20 protein-coding genes are annotated in these 20,736 nt (G+C 38.7%); all 20 read left to right on the top strand.

All coding sequences use genetic code 11. From position 1 onward, the window contains the following. Positions 1 to 426 precede the first annotated feature (426 nt). The 20 genes from rpmH to LOS73_RS21345 all read left to right on the top strand — a co-directional run bounded on the left by rpmH (position 427) and on the right by LOS73_RS21345 (position 20,432). The gene (rpmH, locus tag LOS73_RS21440) at positions 427 to 561 is read left to right on the top strand and encodes a 50S ribosomal protein L34 (protein WP_004335215.1); all 135 of its coding nucleotides are present in this window, start codon (positions 427 to 429) and stop codon (positions 559 to 561) included. Between the two features lie 7 nt (positions 562 to 568). Then, positions 569 to 991: a ribonuclease P protein component gene (rnpA, locus tag LOS73_RS21435; protein WP_033031124.1), complete on the top strand. Its 423-nt coding sequence runs from the start codon at positions 569 to 571 to the stop codon at positions 989 to 991. 129 nt (positions 992 to 1,120) lie between these two features. Further along, complete coding sequence (yidD, locus tag LOS73_RS21430) at positions 1,121 to 1,396, top strand: membrane protein insertion efficiency factor YidD (RefSeq protein WP_008138026.1); 276 nt, start codon at positions 1,121 to 1,123, stop codon at positions 1,394 to 1,396. A gap of 8 nt (positions 1,397 to 1,404) precedes the next feature. Continuing rightward, a complete protein-coding gene (yidC, locus tag LOS73_RS21425; protein WP_007377654.1) occupies positions 1,405 to 3,039 on the top strand; it encodes a membrane protein insertase YidC in 1,635 nt (544 codons plus the stop codon). 395 nt (positions 3,040 to 3,434) lie between these two features. Beyond that, the gene (mnmE, locus tag LOS73_RS21420; protein WP_337150489.1) at positions 3,435 to 4,799 is read left to right on the top strand and encodes a tRNA uridine-5-carboxymethylaminomethyl(34) synthesis GTPase MnmE; all 1,365 of its coding nucleotides are present in this window, start codon (positions 3,435 to 3,437) and stop codon (positions 4,797 to 4,799) included. Positions 4,800 to 5,906: 1,107 nt separating this feature from the next. Further along, complete coding sequence (gene mioC, locus LOS73_RS21415; protein ID WP_007377656.1) at positions 5,907 to 6,356, top strand: FMN-binding protein MioC; 450 nt, start codon at positions 5,907 to 5,909, stop codon at positions 6,354 to 6,356. 428 nt (positions 6,357 to 6,784) lie between these two features. Continuing rightward, positions 6,785 to 8,674 carry a tRNA uridine-5-carboxymethylaminomethyl(34) synthesis enzyme MnmG gene (gene mnmG / locus LOS73_RS21410; RefSeq protein ID WP_007377657.1) on the top strand — a complete coding sequence of 630 codons (1,890 nt, stop codon included), beginning with the start codon at positions 6,785 to 6,787 and terminating at the stop codon, positions 8,672 to 8,674. A gap of 15 nt (positions 8,675 to 8,689) precedes the next feature. Continuing rightward, positions 8,690 to 9,310, top strand: a complete 621-nt coding sequence (rsmG, locus tag LOS73_RS21405) for a 16S rRNA (guanine(527)-N(7))-methyltransferase RsmG (RefSeq protein ID WP_149605238.1) — start codon at positions 8,690 to 8,692, stop codon at positions 9,308 to 9,310. Between the two features lie 14 nt (positions 9,311 to 9,324). Further along, a complete protein-coding gene (locus LOS73_RS21400) occupies positions 9,325 to 10,110 on the top strand; it encodes a ParA family protein (protein ID WP_007377659.1) in 786 nt (261 codons plus the stop codon). Between the two features lie 20 nt (positions 10,111 to 10,130). Continuing rightward, positions 10,131 to 11,057 carry a ParB/RepB/Spo0J family partition protein gene (locus LOS73_RS21395; protein ID WP_007377660.1) on the top strand — a complete coding sequence of 309 codons (927 nt, stop codon included), beginning with the start codon at positions 10,131 to 10,133 and terminating at the stop codon, positions 11,055 to 11,057. A 142-nt stretch (positions 11,058 to 11,199) separates the two neighbouring features. Beyond that, positions 11,200 to 11,580 (top strand): ATP synthase subunit I, encoded by a 381-nt coding sequence (locus LOS73_RS21390; protein WP_457934279.1) that lies wholly within the window; start codon positions 11,200 to 11,202, stop codon positions 11,578 to 11,580. A 15-nt stretch (positions 11,581 to 11,595) separates the two neighbouring features. After that, positions 11,596 to 12,453 carry a F0F1 ATP synthase subunit A gene (gene atpB / locus LOS73_RS21385; RefSeq protein ID WP_024597178.1) on the top strand — a complete coding sequence of 286 codons (858 nt, stop codon included), beginning with the start codon at positions 11,596 to 11,598 and terminating at the stop codon, positions 12,451 to 12,453. A 56-nt stretch (positions 12,454 to 12,509) separates the two neighbouring features. Next, positions 12,510 to 12,743 carry a F0F1 ATP synthase subunit C gene (gene atpE / locus LOS73_RS21380; RefSeq protein ID WP_004335261.1) on the top strand — a complete coding sequence of 78 codons (234 nt, stop codon included), beginning with the start codon at positions 12,510 to 12,512 and terminating at the stop codon, positions 12,741 to 12,743. A 41-nt stretch (positions 12,744 to 12,784) separates the two neighbouring features. Beyond that, positions 12,785 to 13,255, top strand: a complete 471-nt coding sequence (atpF, locus tag LOS73_RS21375) for a F0F1 ATP synthase subunit B (RefSeq protein ID WP_004335264.1) — start codon at positions 12,785 to 12,787, stop codon at positions 13,253 to 13,255. A 16-nt stretch (positions 13,256 to 13,271) separates the two neighbouring features. Beyond that, complete coding sequence (gene atpH / locus LOS73_RS21370; RefSeq protein WP_007377663.1) at positions 13,272 to 13,805, top strand: F0F1 ATP synthase subunit delta; 534 nt, start codon at positions 13,272 to 13,274, stop codon at positions 13,803 to 13,805. Between the two features lie 14 nt (positions 13,806 to 13,819). Next, positions 13,820 to 15,361 (top strand): F0F1 ATP synthase subunit alpha, encoded by a 1,542-nt coding sequence (gene atpA / locus LOS73_RS21365; protein WP_024597177.1) that lies wholly within the window; start codon positions 13,820 to 13,822, stop codon positions 15,359 to 15,361. 60 nt (positions 15,362 to 15,421) lie between these two features. Then, entirely contained in the window at positions 15,422 to 16,282 is an 861-nt protein-coding gene (gene atpG, locus LOS73_RS21360; RefSeq protein ID WP_033031118.1) for a F0F1 ATP synthase subunit gamma, read from the top strand. Positions 16,283 to 16,315: 33 nt separating this feature from the next. Continuing rightward, positions 16,316 to 17,701 (top strand): F0F1 ATP synthase subunit beta, encoded by a 1,386-nt coding sequence (gene atpD / locus LOS73_RS21355; protein ID WP_007377665.1) that lies wholly within the window; start codon positions 16,316 to 16,318, stop codon positions 17,699 to 17,701. A gap of 13 nt (positions 17,702 to 17,714) precedes the next feature. After that, complete coding sequence (locus LOS73_RS21350; protein ID WP_007377666.1) at positions 17,715 to 18,137, top strand: F0F1 ATP synthase subunit epsilon; 423 nt, start codon at positions 17,715 to 17,717, stop codon at positions 18,135 to 18,137. 159 nt (positions 18,138 to 18,296) lie between these two features. Continuing rightward, positions 18,297 to 20,432, top strand: coding sequence for a winged helix-turn-helix domain-containing protein (locus LOS73_RS21345; RefSeq protein WP_457934278.1), 2,136 nt, complete (start codon positions 18,297 to 18,299; stop codon positions 20,430 to 20,432). Positions 20,433 to 20,736: the final 304 nt, after the last annotated feature.

Raw genomic sequence — 20,736 nt, 5'->3', positions numbered from 1 at the left:
GCCCAAGGCCGCGTATTATGAAGACACTTTATCCACAAGTAAAAGATTGATTTTTATAAAATTGTTGATATCGCTGTATAAAAACATTAACAGACTGATTTAAATAAGCTTTTATTTCAAAGCCTGATGACAGATCATAACAAAATAACACTAAGATCGCGAACCAATTTTACGATCCATTTTACTTTTCCCCTGCTTTTATTCACTTTTTATACAGGGGCTGTGGAAAACTTCTTATTTATGATGATCCTAGTGGATCATAATTCTCGATCACCATGAATAGAGTAACTAACACTTAGTATAGGCTGTAATTATGATTGACTTTGAGTCACTTCATCTATAATATCTCGCGCTCGCAATGGCACCTATGCCAGGATCGCGACCTGTATAGGATGTTTTAACTTTAACCGATCGGATGAGATTGTTATGAAAAGAACTTTTCAACCTAGCGTTTTAAAACGCAAACGTGCACACGGCTTCCGTGCTCGCATGGCAACTGTAAATGGCCGTAAAGTATTAGCACGTCGCCGCGCTAAAGGCCGCAAAGTTCTTTCTGCTTAATTTATAAGTGGAAGACTTTAGCTTTGGCAGGGAGTTACGTCTGTTAACTCCCTCGCATTACTCTCGCATATTTAATGAACCCGCTCGGGCTGCAACTCCTTTCTTTACTCTATTAGCTAAACCAAATAACCAAGATAAACCTAGGTTAGGACTTACTGTTGCTAAAAAACGTGTAAAAAAGGCATGCCAACGAAACCGTATTAAACGTCTCGCTCGCGAAAGTTTTCGTTTAAATCAACACAGCATCGATAATATTGATATTGTGCTTATGGTTAAAAATGGTATTGATGAGCAGTCTAATGAAGAAATAACCAAACAACTTACTAAATTATGGCGAAAAATTAACGAACGCTGTAAACCAGGTGCACCTAAACCGCCACCTTTTAAGAAACGCCCAAACAAATCAGCTAAATCTAATAAACAAACCTAATTGCAATAGAATTGCAGGGTTAATTAATGTATCTTTAGCTCACCTTTTAATCATGCATTTAAAATTTCTAATTGAGTCTTTAAATACATGATATCTATCTCACTAAACTTAAGTAGGGGCATAAACATCATGAGGTTACTTAAACCACTTGTTGCTTTACCAACTTTTTGTTTAGTGTTATTTATCCGCGGTTATCAAAAGTGGATTAGCCCGCTGTTAGGTCCGCATTGTCGTTTTAATCCAACCTGTTCTAGTTATGCTATTCAAGCAATTAAATTGCATGGATCGGTAAAAGGTAGTTGGTTAGCTTTGAAACGCATATTAAAATGCCATCCTTTACATTCAGGCGGAGACGACCCCGTCCCTGAAAAATTAACCCATATTAACCACCAACACGAGAAATAAGAGCTGTTATGGAATCGCAACGCACGTTTTTATTAATTGGCCTAATGCTAGTGTCGTTTTTATTGTTCCAAGAATGGGACAATGATTACAACAAGCCTAAAGTCGATCCAAGTGCCACAACACAAACACTAAAAGCAAATTCACCAGAGTCGGATGATTATATTCCTTCATCGTCAGATTCAGAATTACCTACTTCAGCAACTTTAGCTAAACGTTCAGTTATTGAAATCACAACTGACGTTTTTAAAGTTAAAATTGACACCAAAGGCGGTGACATTGTTGAAACAGACCTTCTTCAATACGAAGACACCAAAGGAAGTAACACTCCTTTTATGTTGCTTGGTGAGTTTGATGGCAAACAATACTTTTCACAAAGTGGCTTAATTGGCTTAAATGGCCCTGACGCATCAGCTAACGGTCGCCCTACTTACAATACCGAACAAAAGTCATATACCTTAACGGGTGATGAGCTTCGCGTTCCACTTCAGTTTACAGATCGTAATGGTGTTAGTTTTACTAAAACGTATGTATTCAAAAAAGGTCAGTATGACGTAGGCTTAGAATACAAAATTAACAACACCACCAGCGCACCTCTTCAAGTACAGCTATACACGCAGATTAAGCGTACCGTACAAGAAAAAGGCAGCATGGTTGATCAAAACTATTTAGGTGCTGCATACGGTACTGACGAAGAACCATACGAAAAGTATAGTTTTTCAGATATGGCTGATAAAAACCTAAACAAAAACACCCAAGGTGGTTATGTTGCGTTTATTCAACATTACTTTGTAAGTGCTTGGGTTCCAATGCAGGATCAATCAAATACAATTTATAGCTTAATTACAAAAAGTAATGCCGCTATTATTGGTGCTAAAGATGAAGCTGTTAATATTCAAGCTGGTAGTGAGCAAACACTAACTGCTATTTATTATATGGGCCCGAAAGAATCGGATATTCTTGAAGCGATTCACCCAGACCTAGATTTAACTGTAGATTACGGTTGGTTATGGTTTATTTCGCAACCTTTATTTGTATTGCTAAAATGGCTACACAGCATTTTAGGTAACTGGGGTGTAGCAATTATTGCCATCACTATTATCGTTAAATCGTTAATGTACCCACTTACTAAAGCGCAATACACTTCAATGGCAAAAATGCGTGCCCTACAACCTAAAATGGCAGCTCTTAAAGAAAAGTTTGGTGATGACCGTCAAAAGTTCGGCCAAGCAACTATGGAAATGTACAAAAAAGAAAAAGTTAACCCTATGGGTGGCTGTTTCCCTATTTTGCTACAAATGCCAATTTTCTTAGCCTTGTTCTACGTATTCTTAGAGTCAACTGAACTTCGCCACGCTGAATTCATTTTTTGGTTAACTGACCTTTCTGCGAAAGACCCATACTACGTATTACCTATATTATTTGGTGCGAGTATGTTTGTGACGCAAAAGCTACAACCTATGACGGTTACTGATCCAATGCAGCAAAAAATGATGACCTTTATGCCGGTTATCTTCTCTGTATTTTTCTTATGGTTCCCATCGGGTTTAGTTCTTTACTGGTTAGTGTCTAACCTTATTTCTATTGTCCAGATGTTAATCATCTACCGTGGCATGGAAAAGAAAGGAATTAAAGTAAGAGGCTAGCGCCTATACCCAAGCCATATCAAGATGCAAAATTCAGCGTTTCACAGGGGCTTAAGATCAAGGCGTTACTTTGCAAGAATGGCAGTCCCTTTTAAAAAGTAACAACGATGAAATTAAGTACCTGTGAAACGCCCAAAGGGTTGGTTTAAAAGCGATTTATACTGCGTTATTGATTTTAACAATAGAACCACTATTATTCTCAATCAATGCCTTGCCTAAATAGCTTTTAACTCCAACTGAAACTCGCATCTTGAGATGGCTTGGGTATATTACTTATATAAAGGCGACTTAGGTCGCCTTTTTTATTGCCTGTTTTTCACCAGAGTATTCGCGAGTGTTTATTTCATAGGTTACAATACCGCCATAAAGTTACTCATCGTTGGCAAATTAATAGCATGATCAATCAAGATACAATTGCAGCACAAGCAACCGCTCCCGGACGTGGTGGCGTTGGTATAATTCGCGTTTCAGGCAGCCTTGCTAAAAGCGTTGCCGAAAAAGTGGTAGGTAAAATTCCTAAAGTTCGCTACGCCGATTACGTGCCATTTAAAAGCCTAGCTGGCGAGCAACTTGATCAAGGTATTGCCATTTACTTTGCAGGTCCTAACTCATTTACAGGCGAAGATGTGCTTGAGCTACAAGGCCACGGCGGCCCTGTAGTACTGGATATGTTACTTAAAGAAATTAGTAAAATCGAGGGCGTTCGCTTAGCAAAGCCAGGTGAGTTTTCTGAACGTGCATTTATGAACGACAAGCTTGATTTAACACAAGCAGAAGCCATCGCCGACTTAATTAATGCCACCAGCGAACAAGCCGCTAAAAGCGCCCTACAGTCGCTGCAAGGTGAATTTTCTAAGCACATAGAAACACTCGTAGAAAAAGTAATTCACTTACGTATGTATGTAGAAGCGGCAATAGACTTTCCTGATGAAGAAATTGATTTTTTATCTGACGGTAAAGTGTCAGGTGATTTAGATGCCATTATAAATCAGCTCAATACTGTAACTAATCAAGCCAAGCAAGGCAGCATAATGCGCGAAGGTATGCGTGTTGTTATTGCTGGTCGCCCAAATGCGGGTAAATCAAGCCTACTCAACGCTCTAGCTGGTCGTGAAGCCGCAATCGTAACAGAAATAGCCGGTACCACTCGCGACGTACTACGAGAGCATATACATATAGATGGTATGCCACTGCATATTATAGATACCGCAGGCCTGCGCGAAAGCCCAGACAGAGTAGAACAAATAGGCATTGAGCGTGCATGGGATGAAATAAACCAAGCCGATCGCGTTTTATTTATGCTTGATGGCACCGATACTACAGATACTGACCCGCATAAAATTTGGCCTGAGTTTATGGCAAAATTACCAGAAGGTATGGGCGTGACAGTCATCAGAAATAAGGCCGATTTATCGGGTGATATAGTAGGAATGGAGCAAGAGCAACAATACCCGGTCATCAGCTTAAGTGCCAAAAATGCTGACGGTATTGAACTTGTTCGCGAGCATTTAAAAGCCTGTATAGGCTTTCAAGGTGCAACTGAAGGTGGCTTTATGGCGCGCCGTCGTCATTTGGATGCACTGGAAAGTGCGGCCCATCATTTAGATACCGGTAAAACACAATTAGAAATGCACATTGCCGGTGAAATACTGGCTGAAGAATTACGTTTAACACAGCAATATTTGAATGAAATAACCGGTGAATTTACCTCTGACGATTTACTAGGAAAGATATTTAGCTCGTTTTGTATTGGTAAATAAACACCTTATTACAAGCATATTCTTATTATAAAGAGCACTCAGGTGCTCTTTTTCATATAAAAAATTAGGCTTTAAAATATGCTATTTATACGTCTAATTCCTGAGAGTTACAGTCGATAAATCATATTCAAAGCTACCTTTGTTACGTGCTAAGAGAGGTCTGATTACGTAGATTAAACAATGTGGAATACACTCTTTAGCGGCATTAATAGCGTAAATTACCCCTATTATTAATACAAAACCGATACATTTTTCAAACAATAACACACTTTTAAAGCGTTATACTTCATGCAGAAGAAAGTTATAAATGGCTTTCTTATACTTACTTTAGCCCACAAAAATGCACTAAAACACACCTCATACACGCAAAGAATGATGCTTTTTGCTCAATTAAAGAGCTAAAAAACACTGATTATTACTCTAAAAAACTTACTTTTGATAACATATAATTTGATAATCATCGTGATTTTTAAATAAAATAACTCAACTGTTAAGTATTAAAAAGTTTTGATCTGCTAACTCAACCAGCAAAATATATAAAAATAACGACTCTAAACCTACATTAAATTTAAAAAACCTCGATCACTTATCCACAATACCTAATTTTCAGCTCAAACAAATACCAAAAACAGGTAAATAAGCTGAAAAAACCTCACTATTTATTAATATTTATCCGTTTATGAGCTTATTTTTAATTAATTTCATTAGATCTGCTTTATTAGATCATTTTAAAAATTTATTTTAGATCTAAATTTGAGGTTATCAACAGGCTTTATATCCACATTATGATCAACATTTACTTTTAATATATAAATTACTATTTCAACTTTTTTACTGATTAGAAATATCAATAACTTAGCGGATATAAAACAACCTAATAAGCCTATTTAAACAGAGCTTTCCCCACTGTTATCAACAACTTGATCAGAAGATTACATTTAAAGATAATTTGTTAAACCCTATATTATCAACAACTTAAAGAAACGCTTTTGAATGAGTGTAAAATTACTGCAAAAATAGTTATACAAAATGGCACTCTTAACTTTACTGTTACCCTCACTCAGTTATCATAGTCAGCAATTAAAACAAATGTGATCACTAATATTCATGAGTTCAGTAAATCTTATTGTTGGCAGCCAAATGGGATCAGCCGAGTATGTTGCAGAGCAACTAAGCGACGCGCTAAATAACCTTGGTATTACTACACAACTACATGATCAACCTGAATTTAGCGATATTGATCAGCAAAATACCATTTGGTTAATTTGCACATCTACTTATGGCGCAGGTGATTACCCTGAAAACTTTATTAGCTTTGTTGAAGATGTGACTCAAGCTAATGATTTATCTCAATTAAAATACTCAGTAATCGCTTTAGGTGATACCAGTTATGACACTTACAACCAGGCTGGACGTAATATAGATGCCTTATTAGCTCAAAAAGGCGCTATAAAAGTAGCAGAACGCTTAGAGCTTAATATTCTCGATGAAGCACTACCAGAGGACACCGCATTAGCATGGTTAGACTCTTGGATAACCAAAACAGGCTTAAAATAGAGAGATCAAGTAAAAAGTTACATATAAAGTTACCCACAATTTACTAATAATTTAATAGATTTTGTGGATAAAGATTGAATAAACTGCTTTTTAAAGCATGCTTATCCATGGGATAAGATCTAACTGATTCAGCCCTGTGCATAAAGTGCCTTTTTGATCAGAGCTTATTTGCGGGATGATCCGATCATATTAACACCTTTAGATCTGATCTAATTTGATGTTTTTAATGAAGATCTAAACCTTATCAACAGAAAAGTCGATCAGTAGTAGTAATAGTAATAAAAGATCTCTTTAAAAGATCCTTTATATTATTAGAGATCACATACTTAGATCTTGCCCACTGTTTAATCATTTATCTTCTGCCAATTTCTAGGTAGAATACGCTCCCTTTTGAAGTTTACCGGTTTGATTTAAGTAGGATCCCATTAATGATTTTTCACGAAAATTTTGACGTTATCGTAGTAGGTGGTGGACATGCTGGCACTGAAGCCGCATTAGCAGCTGCCCGTATGGGGATGAATACCCTGCTACTGACTCACAATATGGATACCCTTGGTCAAATGTCTTGTAACCCAGCGATTGGTGGGATAGGCAAAGGTCATTTGGTAAAAGAAATTGACGCGCTTGGTGGTGCAATGGCACAGGCCATTGATAAAGGCGGGATCCAATTTCGTACACTAAATTCTTCAAAAGGACCTGCTGTTCGTGCAACTCGAGCACAAGCAGATCGCGCCTTGTACAAAGCGGCTATTCAAACAACATTGCAAAATCAAGATAATCTTAAAATTTTTCAACAATCGTGTGATGATCTTATTGTTGAAAACGATCGTGTTACTGGCGTAGTAACTCAAATGGGTTTGCGTTTTAGTGCACCAAGTGTTGTTTTAACCGTGGGTACTTTTTTAGGTGGCTTAATCCATATAGGGTTAGAAAATTACAAAGGCGGCCGTGCAGGCGATCCTCCTTCAATCGCTTTAGCTGATCGCTTACGTGAACATCCATTTAGAGTTGATCGTTTAAAAACAGGTACACCGCCACGTATTGATGCACGTACTGTTGATTTTACAAAAATGGAAGCACAGCCTGGTGATACACCAACACCTGTGTTTTCGTTTATGGGTAAACAATCAGATCACCCACAACAGATACCGTGTTACATCACTTACACAAACGAAAAAACACATGATGTTATTCGTAAAAACCTACATCGCTCACCTATGTACTCAGGTGTTATTGAAGGTATTGGTCCTCGCTACTGCCCTTCAATTGAAGATAAAATTGTTCGTTTTGCAGATAAAGATAAACATCAAATATTTGTTGAGCCTGAAGGTTTAACATCATACGAATTATATCCAAATGGTATTTCGACTAGTTTACCGTTTGATGTACAACTTGAGATTGTGCAATCTATTTCTGGTTTTGAAAATGCACATATTTGTCGACCAGGTTATGCAATAGAATATGACTACTTTGATCCACGTGATTTAAAACAGTCTTTAGAAACTAAATTTATTGAAGGCTTATTTTTCGCGGGTCAAATTAACGGTACTACCGGCTATGAAGAAGCAGGTGCACAAGGCTTAATTGCAGGTATGAATGCTGCGCTAAAAGTGCAAGGCAAAGATTCTTGGACACCACGTCGTGATGAAGCTTATGTTGGTGTATTAATCGACGACTTAGCAACACTGGGTACAAAAGAACCCTACCGTATGTTTACCAGCCGTGCTGAATATCGTTTATTACTTCGTGAAGATAATGCTGATATTCGTTTAACAGAAAAAGGCCGTGAGCTTGGTTTAGTTAATGACGAACGCTGGCAGGCATTTAACGAAAAAATGGAAGTAATCGAAAAAGAGAAACAACGCATTAAAGATACATGGATCCACAAAGATCATGCCGTTGTAGATCAAGTAAACGCATTACTTAAAACCCCGCTTACGCGTGAAGCAAGCTTGGAAGAATTACTTCGCCGTCCGGAAATTCGTTACAACGATCTGATGGCTATTGACGGATTGGGATCTGAATTCACAAATAAAGCAGCACTCGAGCAAGTTGAGATCCATACTAAGTACGCAGGTTATATTGCGCGCCAACAAGATGAAATCAATAAGCAGCTTCGTCATGAGCAAACAATTTTACCAAAAGAGTTTGATTACAAAACCGTATCTGGTTTATCAAATGAGGTAGTTGCTAAGCTTATTGAGTCACGTCCTGACACGATTGGTCAAGCATCGCGTATTTCTGGTATCACCCCTGCGGCGATTTCGCTATTATTGGTGTATCTGAAGAAGCAAGGCTTATTACGCAAATCTGCGTAACGATAAGGGTACATAGTGTTACAGCAACAATTAACTACATTGTTAGCGCAAACTGATATTGCGCTAACAGAAAAACAACAGCAACAGCTAGTCCGTTACGTTGAGTTATTAAATAAGTGGAATAAAGCTTATAACTTAACTTCAGTACGTTTACCTGAAGAAATGATGATTAAGCATATTATGGACAGTTTAGTTGTTGCGCCTCATTTACCCGGGCATCATTATATTGATGTAGGTACAGGCCCTGGTTTACCGGGTATCGTGTTGGCAATTGCATTACCAAATACACATTTTGTGCTATTAGATAGTTTAGGTAAACGTGTGCGATTTTTAATGCATGTTAAACATGAACTAGGTCTTGATAATGTAACCCCTGTGCAGTCTAGAGTTGAAGAATATCAACCAAGTGTTAAATTAGACGGCGTACTCAGTCGTGCATTTGCTTCATTACAAGATATGGTTGACTGGTGTTCGCACTTAATCGATCATTCGGGTAAATTTATAGCACTTAAAGGTGTGTTCCCTAGTGAAGAGCTAGAGTCATTACCTACTGGCGTTAAGTTTGAGCAAAAAATTGCATTAGAAGTACCTAAGTTAGATGCACAACGACATTTAATTATTCTTTCTAAAGACTAGGGATCAGAGACACTGTGGCAAAAGTCATCGCATTAGCAAATCAAAAAGGTGGAGTGGGTAAAACTACAACCGCTGTTAATCTCGCTGCGTCTATGGCTGCAACGAAACGTAAAGTGCTGTTAATTGATCTCGATCCGCAAGGTAATGCGACTATGGGGAGTGGCGTAGATAAGTACGGCGATGTGCCAACTATTTACGACTTACTTATTGAAGATAAACCAATAGAAGACGTTATCATCAAAGAAACGTCTGGCGAATACCATATGATTGCTGCAAACGGTGATGTAACCGCTGCAGAAGTTAAACTCATGGAATTATTTGCCCGTGAGGTGCGTTTACGTAACGCGCTTGAAAAAATTCAGGACCAGTACGAATTTATTTTTATAGACTGTCCGCCTTCTTTAAATATGTTAACTGTTAATGCTATGGCTGCGGCTGATTCTATTTTGGTACCAATGCAGTGTGAGTATTATGCACTTGAAGGGTTAACCGCATTAATGGATACGATTACGCAGCTTGCTAGATTAGTGAATCCGAGCTTACAAATTGAAGGCATACTTCGTACTATGTATGACCCGCGTAACCGTTTGGCAAATGATGTATCAGAACAATTAAAACAACATTTTGGCGATAAAGTATACCGTACGGTGATCCCACGTAATGTTCGCTTAGCCGAAGCACCTAGTTTTGGTGCTCCAGCTATGTATTATGACCGGGCATCAAGTGGCGCTAAAGCGTATTTAGCACTCGCTGGTGAAATGCTACGCAGAAAAGAAAAAACAGCGTCCGTTGTCGCCTAACTTTGAGGTAAAAAAATAACATGTCTGCTAAAAAACGAGGTTTAGGCCGAGGACTCGATGCACTTTTAAGTTCGTCAAAGCCTGCACCGAGCGCAAGCAAGGAACAAGACACATCAAACGTGACTGAAGCTGTAAAAAATGCAGCTGGGCCAAATAACAGTGAATTACAAAAACTTCCAATAGAGTTTTTACACTCTGGTAAATACCAACCTCGTAAAGACATGTCTGAAGAGGCGCTAGAAGAGCTTGCTAGTTCTATTCGCTCACAAGGTATTATTCAACCTATTGTTGTGCGCCCTATTGCACATAATAGCTTTGAAATTATCGCCGGTGAGCGTCGTTGGCGCGCAGCGCAAATAGCTAAGCTTGAAACAGTACCTTGTATTATTAAAGATGTACCCGATGAAGCTGCCGTTGCGATTGCACTGATAGAAAATATTCAGCGTGAAGATTTAAATGCCATGGAAGAAGCGGTTGCACTTAATCGTTTACTAATAGAATTTGAATTAACACATCAACAAGTAGCTGATGCGGTAGGTAAATCACGTACGACTGTAACTAACTTACTGCGTTTAAATAACTTAAATAACGATGTGAAGATTTTGTTAGAGCATGGCGATATTGAAATGGGCCATGCTCGTTGCCTGTTAGCCCTTGAAGGCGAAGCGCAGTCTGATGCTGCTCGTTTAGCTGTCGCTAAAGCACTAACAGTTAGAGAAACCGAAAAGTTAGTTCGCTCAATTTTAGAACCAGTGCCAGCTAAAGAAATAACCGAAAAAGATCCAGATGTTAAGCAGTTAGAACAACAACTTGCTGAAAACCTAGGTGCCAAAGTTGAAATAAATTACAATAAAAAAGGCAAAGGTAAGCTTGTTATTTCTTATACTAATTTGGATGAACTTGACGGTATTTTAAATCGCATTAATCAAGACAATACCCACCATTAGTTTTCTACATGTCTAAAAAGAGACATTTGTAGCTATTTCGTGTTACAAACCGTCTACTCAAGTTGCAAAACTGGCAGGATTAAGTATAATTTCGCCAGTTTTCACACCCTAACAATTAGAACGCAATAAAGGTTAACTAAACGTGACTGATAAGTTAGCGAGTCCATATAGACTTGCCGTATTAAAGTTAATTTGCCTTCAGGGTATTGTAGCATTAGTTGCTGCTGTAATTATTTTTTTTAGTTCGGGAGCCAATGCTTCGCTTTCATCACTCGCTGGTGGATTTGTCGCAGTACTTCCGCACTTTGTATTTGCACTTTATGCATTTAGGTATATGGGTGCAAGTCGAGCAAATCAAGCGTATGCCTCGTTGAAACGCGGCAACGGATTAAAATTTATGCTAACAATTGTATTGTTTGCGCTAGTACTGAAGCATTTTCCGGTAATTTTATTACCCTTTTTTAGTACTTATATACTGGCGCTCTTTACTGGATTGTTCGCACCCGTTTTTTTTAAACATTAACTTTTGGGATATAACATGGCAGCAGAAGAAGTTACTCTATCTGGCCATATCCAGCACCATTTGACCAATGCTAAGATGTGCTCGACCGATACAGGTCTCGCCTTCAATAAAGCATGTACGGACAGTGGATTCTGGACATGGCATATAGATACCCTCGCATGGTCTATCGGTTTAGGTCTTATATTTTTATGGATCTTTCGTAGTGCCGCTAAAAAATCAACACTAGGTGTACCTGGAAAATTTCAATGTTTCATTGAAATGGTAGTAGAGTTTGTTGGTGACAACGTACGTGATACTTTCCATGGTAAAAGCAAGCTTATTGCACCATTAGCATTAACAATATTCGTTTGGATATTTTTAATGAACTTAATGGATTTAATACCGGTTGACTTTTTACCTGCATTAGCTGGTTTTGTTGGTGAAACTGCGTTTGGTATGGATTCACACGATGTGTACATGAAAATTGTACCAACGACTGACATTAATATGACTGCGGCGCTAGCGCTTGGCGTATTTATTTTAATGATAGGCTACTCAATTAAAATAAAAGGCATCGGTGGTTTTATTAAAGAACTAACACTTCACCCGTTTAGTTCAAATAATACTGCACTACAAATCCTTTTAATCCCGTTTAACTTATTACTTGAACTGATTGCGCTGGTTTCTAAACCGTTTTCATTAGCGCTACGTTTGTTTGGTAACTTATATGCAGGTGAATTGATTTTCATCTTGATCGGCGCTATCGGATTTATGCAATTACCATTGCATTTTGTTTGGGCTGTATTCCACATCTTAGTAATTGTATTGCAAGCATTCGTATTTATGATGCTAACAATCGTATACCTAAGTATGGCAAGCTCAGATAATCACTAATTTTTATAACCTTTAATATTTAACTTTAATTTACAATTGAAACTTTGGAGAAAAAAATGGAACTAGTATTAGGTCTTAAGTATATCGCAGTAGCTTTACTAATCGGCTTTGGTGCAATCGGCACAGCAATCGGTTTTGGTAACATGGGCGGTAAATTCCTTGAAGCATGTGCGCGTCAACCTGAGCTTGCACCATCGCTACAAGTTAAGATGTTTATTCTTGCTGGTCTAATCGATGCTGTAGCAATGATTGGTGTTGGTATCGCTATGGTATTGTTGTTCGTACTTTAATTTTATTTTTTGAACAGCTTACTATTTAAGGAGGAGCGGTTGTGAATTTAAACGCCACTCTTATCGGTGAATTGATTGCGTTTACGGTGTTCGTATTATTTTGTATGAAATACGTATGGCCACCACTAAACGGTGCAATTGAAGCTCGCCAGAAAAAAATCGAAGATGGTTTAGCTGCCTCTGATAGAGCCGAAAAAGACTTAGAACTTGCGCAAAAGAAAGCTGCTGAACAGCTTAAAGATGCAAAAGCTCAAGCGGCTGATATCATTGATCAAGCTAAAAAGCGTGCAGTGCTAATTGTTGACGAAGAAACACTTCGTGGTCAGCAAGAGCGTGAAAGTATCATTGCTCAAGGGCACTCTGAAGTTGAGTCTGAACGTAATCGCATAACAGAAGAGCTACGTAAGCAAGTAGCAACTCTGGCAGTGATTGGTGCAGAACGTATTTTAGAGCGTGAAATTAATCAAGCCGCACATAGTGACATCGTTGAAAAACTTGTCGCTGAGCTGTAATTAGGAGGGTATGAGCATGTCTAATTTGACTACTATCGCTCGCCCATACGCTAAAGCGGCTTTTGAACTTGCCGTTGAGAAAGGCACTCTAGAAAGCTGGAATGATATGTTGTTCTTTGCAGGCCACGTAGCCAGCAATGAACAAGCATCATCTGCTTTAGCAGGTATGCCTACAGCTACTGCACAAGCTGAATTATTTATTCAACTTTGTGCTGAGCAGCTCAACGAACAAGGTCAGAACCTAGTTAAGGTGATGGCTGAAAATGGACGTTTGACAGCTCTACCTGAAGTTGCACAGTTATTTGCTGAATTTAAAGCACAATACGATAAAGAAATCGAAGTAGATGTGATTTCTGCAACTCCTCTTGTTGCTGCGCAACAAGAGTCATTGGTAGCGGCACTTGAAAAACGTTTCGCACGCAAAGTTAAGCTGAATTGTAGTGAAGACGCGTCAGTGGTTGGTGGACTTATTATTAGGTCTGGCGACACTGTAATCGACGGTACTATTCGCGGTAAATTAAGCCGCTTAGCTACAACACTACAATCGTAATTGGGAAAAAGAGCATGCAACTTAATTCCACTGAAATTTCAGATCTGATCAAACAACGTATTGAGAAGTTCGAAGTTGTAAGTGAAGCTCGTAACGAAGGTACTATTGTATCTGTTACTGACGGTATCATCCGCATCCACGGTCTTGCTGACTGTATGCAAGGTGAAATGATTGAGCTTCCTGGCAGCCGTTATGCTATCGCACTAAACCTTGAGCGCGACTCAATTGGTGCAGTAGTAATGGGTCCGTACGCTGACCTTACTGAAGGCGTAAAAGTATATACAACTGGTCGTATTTTAGAAGTTCCTGTTGGTCCTGGTCTACTTGGTCGTGTTGTAAACACACTAGGTGCTCCAATCGATGGTAAAGGCGCTTTAGATAACGACGGGTTTGAACCTGTAGAAAAAATTGCACCAGGTGTAATCGAGCGTAAATCAGTAGATGAGCCAGTTCAAACTGGTTATAAATCTATCGATGCGATGATTCCAGTTGGTCGTGGTCAACGTGAACTTATCATCGGTGACCGTCAAACAGGTAAAACTGCACTAGCAATCGATGCAATCATCAATCAAAAAGACACAGGCGTTAAGTGTGTGTACGTTGCGATTGGTCAAAAAGCATCTACTATTGCAAACGTAGTTCGTAAATTAGAAGAGCATGGTGCACTAGCAAATACTATCGTAGTTGTTGCATCTGCTTCTGAATCTGCGGCACTTCAGTACTTAGCACCGTTCGCGGGCTGTACTATGGGTGAATACTTCCGTGACCGTGGTGAAAACGCATTAATCGTATATGATGATTTGTCTAAGCAAGCAGTTGCTTACCGTCAAATTTCATTACTACTTAAGCGTCCACCAGGCCGTGAAGCATACCCAGGTGACGTATTCTACCTTCACTCTCGTCTTTTAGAGCGTGCATCGCGTGTAAACGCAGATTACGTTGAAAAGTTCACTAATGGTGAAGTGAAAGGTAAAACTGGTTCATTGACGGCATTGCCAATCATTGAAACTCAAGGCGGCGACGTTTCTGCGTTCGTACCGACTAACGTTATCTCTATCACCGATGGTCAGATCTTCTTAGAAACTGACTTATTCAACTCAGGTATCCGTCCGGCAGTAAATGCTGGTATCTCGGTATCGCGTGTTGGTGGTGCTGCACAAACTAAAATCGTTAAGAAACTAGGTGGCGGTATTCGTCTAGCCCTAGCTCAGTACCGTGAATTAGCTGCGTTCTCGCAGTTCGCGTCTGACCTTGATGATGCTACTCGTGCTCAACTTGAGCATGGTGAGCGTGTAACAGAGCTAATGAAGCAGAAACAGTACGCGCCAATGTCTGTTGCTGAAATGTCTTTGTCGTTATTTGCTGCTGAAAAAGGCTTCCTTCAAGACATCGAAATTTCGAAAATCGGTGACTTTGAAGCAGCTTTACTTTCTTATGCAACTAGCACATACGCAGAGCTTGTGGCTCAAATCAATGAAACTGGTAACTTGAATGCCGAGATCGAAGCGCAGCTTAAAGAACTTCTTACGAAGTTCAAGTCTACGCAAACTTGGTAATTTAGTTATTAATGGTGCGCTTTAGGAAACTAAAGCACACCTTGATTCGGAGAGAGAGTCATGGCCAGCGGAAAAGAGATTAAAAGCAAGATCGGGAGTATTAAAAACACTCAAAAGATCACTAGCGCAATGGAAATGGTTGCTGCGTCTAAAATGAAAAGGGCGCAAGAACGCGTTGCTTCAAGCCGTCCATACGCTAATAAATTACGTGAAGTAATTGGTCGTGTTGCTCAAGCAAATCTTGATTTTACTCACCCGTTCTTAAAAGATCGTGAAGTAAAACGAGTTGGTTATATTGTTATCTCTACAGACCGTGGTCTGTGTGGCGGTCTAAACTCAAACGAGTTTAAGAAAGTTGCACTTGATGTTAAAGCGTGGAAAGAGAAAGGTGTTGATGCTGAATTTGCTACTTTAGGTAGTAAGGCAGCTGGCTTCTTTCAACGTTTTGGTGGTCAACTACTCGCTAAAAAAGCGGGCCTAGGAGATAAACCTTCAGTACAAGACGTTATTGGTCCTGTAAAAGTTATGCTTGATGCATTTTCTGAAGGCAAAATAGACCGTTTATTCTTGGTATATAACAAATTCGTTAATACCATGAAGCAAGAGCCAATTATAGATCAGTTACTCCCTTTGCCAAAAGCTGAAGAAGAAGTATCTGCTCATACATGGGATTACTTATACGAGCCAAACCCAGAGGCTATTTTAGAGTCTTTGTTAGTACGCTTTATTGAGTCTCAAGCATACCAAGGTGTGGTAGAAAATGCTGCCTCAGAACAGGCTGCTCGTATGGTTGCAATGAAAGCTGCAACTGATAACGCAGGTGACCTTATGGACGAGCTACAGCTTGTTTATAACAAGGCTCGCCAAGCAGCAATCACACAAGAAATTAGTGAGATTTGTTCTGGCTCAGCAGCAGTTTAATGCTTCAGGTAAAGATTAACGAGAGGAATAGACATGAGTTTAGGTAAGGTCGTCCAAATTATCGGCGCCGTTGTGGATATTGAATTTCCACAAGATAGCGTGCCAGCGGTATACCACGCACTAAGAGTAACAGATGGCGATTTAGCTGGTTTGACTTTAGAAGTTCAACAACAGCTAGGTGGCGGTGTAGTGCGTACTATCGCTATGGGTACTACTGATGGTTTACGTCGTAGTGCTTTAGTTATGAATACAGGTGAATCGATTCAAGTTCCAGTTGGTAAAGCAACACTTGGTCGTATCATGAACGTACTTGGTGAGCCAATCGATGAAGCGGGTCCAATCGGCGAAGAAGACCGTATGTCTATTCACCGTGCAGCGCCTTCATACGAAGAGCAATCAAGTTCAGTTGAGCTTTTAGAAACTGGTATCAAGGTTATCGACCTTGTATGTCCGTTTGCTAAAGGTGGTAAAGTTGGTTTATTCGGTGGTGCCGGTGTTGGTAAAACTGTAAACATGATGGAACTTATCCGTAACATCGCAATCGAGCACAGCGGCTACTCAGTATTCGCAGGTGTTGGTGAGCGTACACGTGAGGGTAACGATTTCTACCATGAGATGAACGATTCAAACGTACTTGATAAAGTATCGCTTGTATACGGTCAGATGAACGAGCCTCCAGGTAACCGTTTACGCGTAGCGTTAACTGGTCTTACTATGGCTGAAAAGTTCCGTGATGAAGGTCGCGATGTACTTTTCTTCGTAGATAATATCTACCGTTATACACTTGCTGGTACAGAAGTATCTGCACTTCTTGGTCGTATGCCATCAGCGGTAGGTTACCAGCCTACACTTGCTGAAGAAATGGGTGTGCTTCAAGAGCGTATCGCTTCAACTAAGACTGGTTCAATTACATCAATCCAAGCGGTATACGTACCTGCGGATGATTTAACAGATCCATCTCCAGCAACTACCTTTGCTCACTTAGACGCAACAGTAGTACTTTCACGTGATATCGCATCACTTGGTATCTACCCAGCGGTAGACCCACTTGATTCATCTTCACGTCAACTTGACCCACAAGTAATTGGTCAAGAGCACTACGATACAGCACGTGGCGTTCAAACAGTTCTTCAGCGTTATAAAGAACTTAAAGACATCATTGCAATCCTAGGTATGGACGAGCTTTCTGACGAAGATAAGCAACTTGTATCTCGTGCACGTAAAATCCAACGTTTCCTATCTCAGCCATTCTTCGTGGCAGAGGTGTTTACAGGCGCGTCTGGTAAATACGTATCACTAAAAGATACAATTGCTGGCTTTAAAGGCATCTTAAACGGTGAATTTGATGATATGCCAGAGCAAGCGTTCTACATGGTTGGCTCTATCGAAGAAGCTCAAGAAAAAGCCAAAGGCATGTAACTAGGAGGGTAGTATGACAGCTATGACTGTACATCTTGACGTAGTAAGCGCTGAGCAGAGTTTGTTCTCTGGTCTTGTTGAATCGATTCAAGTATCTGGTAGTGAAGGCGAGCTGGGTGTAAACCTAGGCCATGCTCCATTACTAACTGCCCTTAAACCTGGTATGGTACGTTTAGTTAAGCAATTTGGTCACGAAGATGTGATATATGTTGCTGGCGGTACATTAGAAGTTCAACCAAATCACATCACGATTCTTGCAGATACTGCGGTTCGTGGTGAAGATTTAGATGAAGATTCTGTACAAAAAGCTAAACGTGAAGCTGAAGAACATATGGCGAATTCGTCAGCTGTTGAGTTTGATTATCAACAAGCGGCTACGCGACTGGCAGAAGCAGTTGCTCAGTTACGCGTAATTCAGCAATTACGTCACAAGTAAGCCTATCCGGTTTTGAAAAGCCCACTTTAAGTGGGCTTTTTTGTACTCGTATAGATGACTCTATCAGGCCTTACTGATAATCTAAACAATATTAAGTAGTTAATTTTAATAATTAAATTTACATCGAATTATTAGCTATAAGGACGTAGTGACCTACCAATGAAACCGTCAACTTTCTCAGAATCAATAGCAGAAATTAAGTTTGGAGCCTGGCGTTTAAATCCCAGACGGCAAACTATTAATGATGGTGTAATTGAGAGGGAGTTAGAACCGTTGCTGTTCAAAATTCTTAGCTACCTTATTCTTAATAAAGAGTCGATTATCACACGTCAAGATTTAATTGATGACGTATGGTGTCAGCACTATGTCGACGATAACGCCATTAACCGAGCTATTTCAGAGCTTAGAAAAGTACTGAAATCAGATATGCAACGCGGCCTAGTGGTAAAAACACATTATAGAAAAGGGTATAGCTTCTTTTTAGAGCCAGAGATTATATATTATGAAGAAGGTAATTCGTCTTTCAGCCAAGTTAATGCATTAAAAGAAACACCTAATAAAAAACAAAAAATATCAATTGAGTTATTGGCTATATTCACTTTGGTCGTTTTTATTGGTTTTTACATTGTTTTAAACGTATTAGATCCAGGCAAAGTTGGCCAAAAAAATACGCCTCCCAAGGTTGAAACAAAAAACTTAAATGTTGTTAATAAAAAATTTAAAGAGGAAGTTCTATCTTGGCGACAAGGCGTATATAGCCGAATGGTACTTTCTCCAGACAGTTCAACTGTTACACTTACACTCCTTGAAAAAGAACAACTATACTCATCGCTTTTAATCAAAAATTTACATACCGGTCAAGAGAGAATAATCTCAGAAGTTAATGCTAATATATTCCCTGCAGGTTGGTCTATTGATAGTGAGCGTGCAATTTATAGTCTAGAAAGCGAAGGTAAATGTGAGCTGTGGGAAGTCGGTTTAACAAGTAATGCTGATAGTAAGTTTTTATTTGATTGTGAGCCATCAAACCTAATGAATGTTGTAAGTTTAGGTAACAACTCTTATATATATTCTAAATATGGTTACAGAAATCGCTCTGAATTATCGGTCCTTGTTAATAGAAACCTAAGTACAGGTGAGGAGTTTCAAATAAGTTCACCAAACTTAAATTCGTATGGTGATAAACTTTTATATTTTATAAAAAACCAAAAAAAAATTATTTTTGAAAGACACCAATTTAATTCCAGTCAATTATACATGACGGATTTAGAAGGTGGTGCCCAAATAAAGCTTTATGAGACTAAGAATAGAATATGGTCAATTAACTACAACAATGAGACAGATTCACTGCTATGGTTTGACAATATTGAAGAGATTCTTTACCAATACTCATTAAAAAATAACCGTCTAGAAAGTAAAACAAAAGTGGATAGTGAAAGTGTTTACTCATCAACCTATCCAATTGATAATAAAAATATTTTAGGGCTTACTTACCCTTTTTATCATAATATTTACAGGTTCGATTTAACTTCTGAAAACTTTGAGCGTGTATCAAAGCTAGAAAGTGGCTTTGCAAATACAGTTGGAGAAAATGTTGTTTTTTTAAGTAGTGATGGGGAATCTGTTAAATTAAATACAGTATTCAAAGACGGTAAGCTCACGTCTAAAAAGGTAAATTTAAGATATAAGGACTTTAAAATATCTTCTGATTCCCAAGAAGCTTTTGGCGTTGATGAAAAGAAAATAGAAATACTCAAGTATGAAGAGTTATCCGTTAAGGATGTTATTGCCCCCAAAGGTGATTTGATCTCGGTTAATTATTTACTAGATAAAAATATTGGTTATATTGTGCAGGATGAACCTAGTGCAAACAGCAGCTCTTATATTTTTAATAGAAGTAATTCTAATAGTATATTGTTACCAGTAAAAAATGCAGTGTGGTTTGGTCAGTTACAAAATAACAAACTCGTTTTTTTGAATAGTTTAGATATGTTGATATTTTTCGACTTATCAACTGGGGAACAAACAAAAGGCTTTAAAGTAAAAAAATCAGCCTATAAACACTCTTTATCAACAAACCAAAATAAACTTTATCATTCAACAGGGAAAGCTGTATACGAATATGATTTTTCCAAAGGCGTTAATATCGCTCCTAATAAAGTATTCGAGATTAGTAAAGCAGAAGATGTTATTCGAGAAGTTAATTTTTCAAGTTCAGGAAACATTCTATCATTAGAAATAGTAGAGCTAGTAAATAACGAAGTTGTGAGGTTTTCATTAGAGGAAAGCGATTAGTTAGTGTTTTTTGTGAAGTGACCTAGTTACTAATAAACCTCTATTTATTGGTCTGCTTATGGAGTATGTTAATAATTGATTTAAAATCAATGGCTTACATTGTTTTTTATGAGTGTTCTACAGGGGTACTGTAATTGCAATTTTCACTTATATCCTTTCCGAATCCCCGCTACAATAACGCTATTCAATTAAGTGTGTTTTTCAGTCAAGATTCAGTACTAATAAACTAACCTACTGAGTATTTGCACAAGAAGTGATTTACGTAATCTTCTGCACAAACATAAGACTTATTTAGCTAAAACAA

Source organism: Pseudoalteromonas sp. SCSIO 43210, assembly GCF_054133285.1.
The sequence above is the reverse complement of the archived record's forward strand: the minus strand, read 5'-3'. Positions and strand labels throughout refer to the sequence as shown.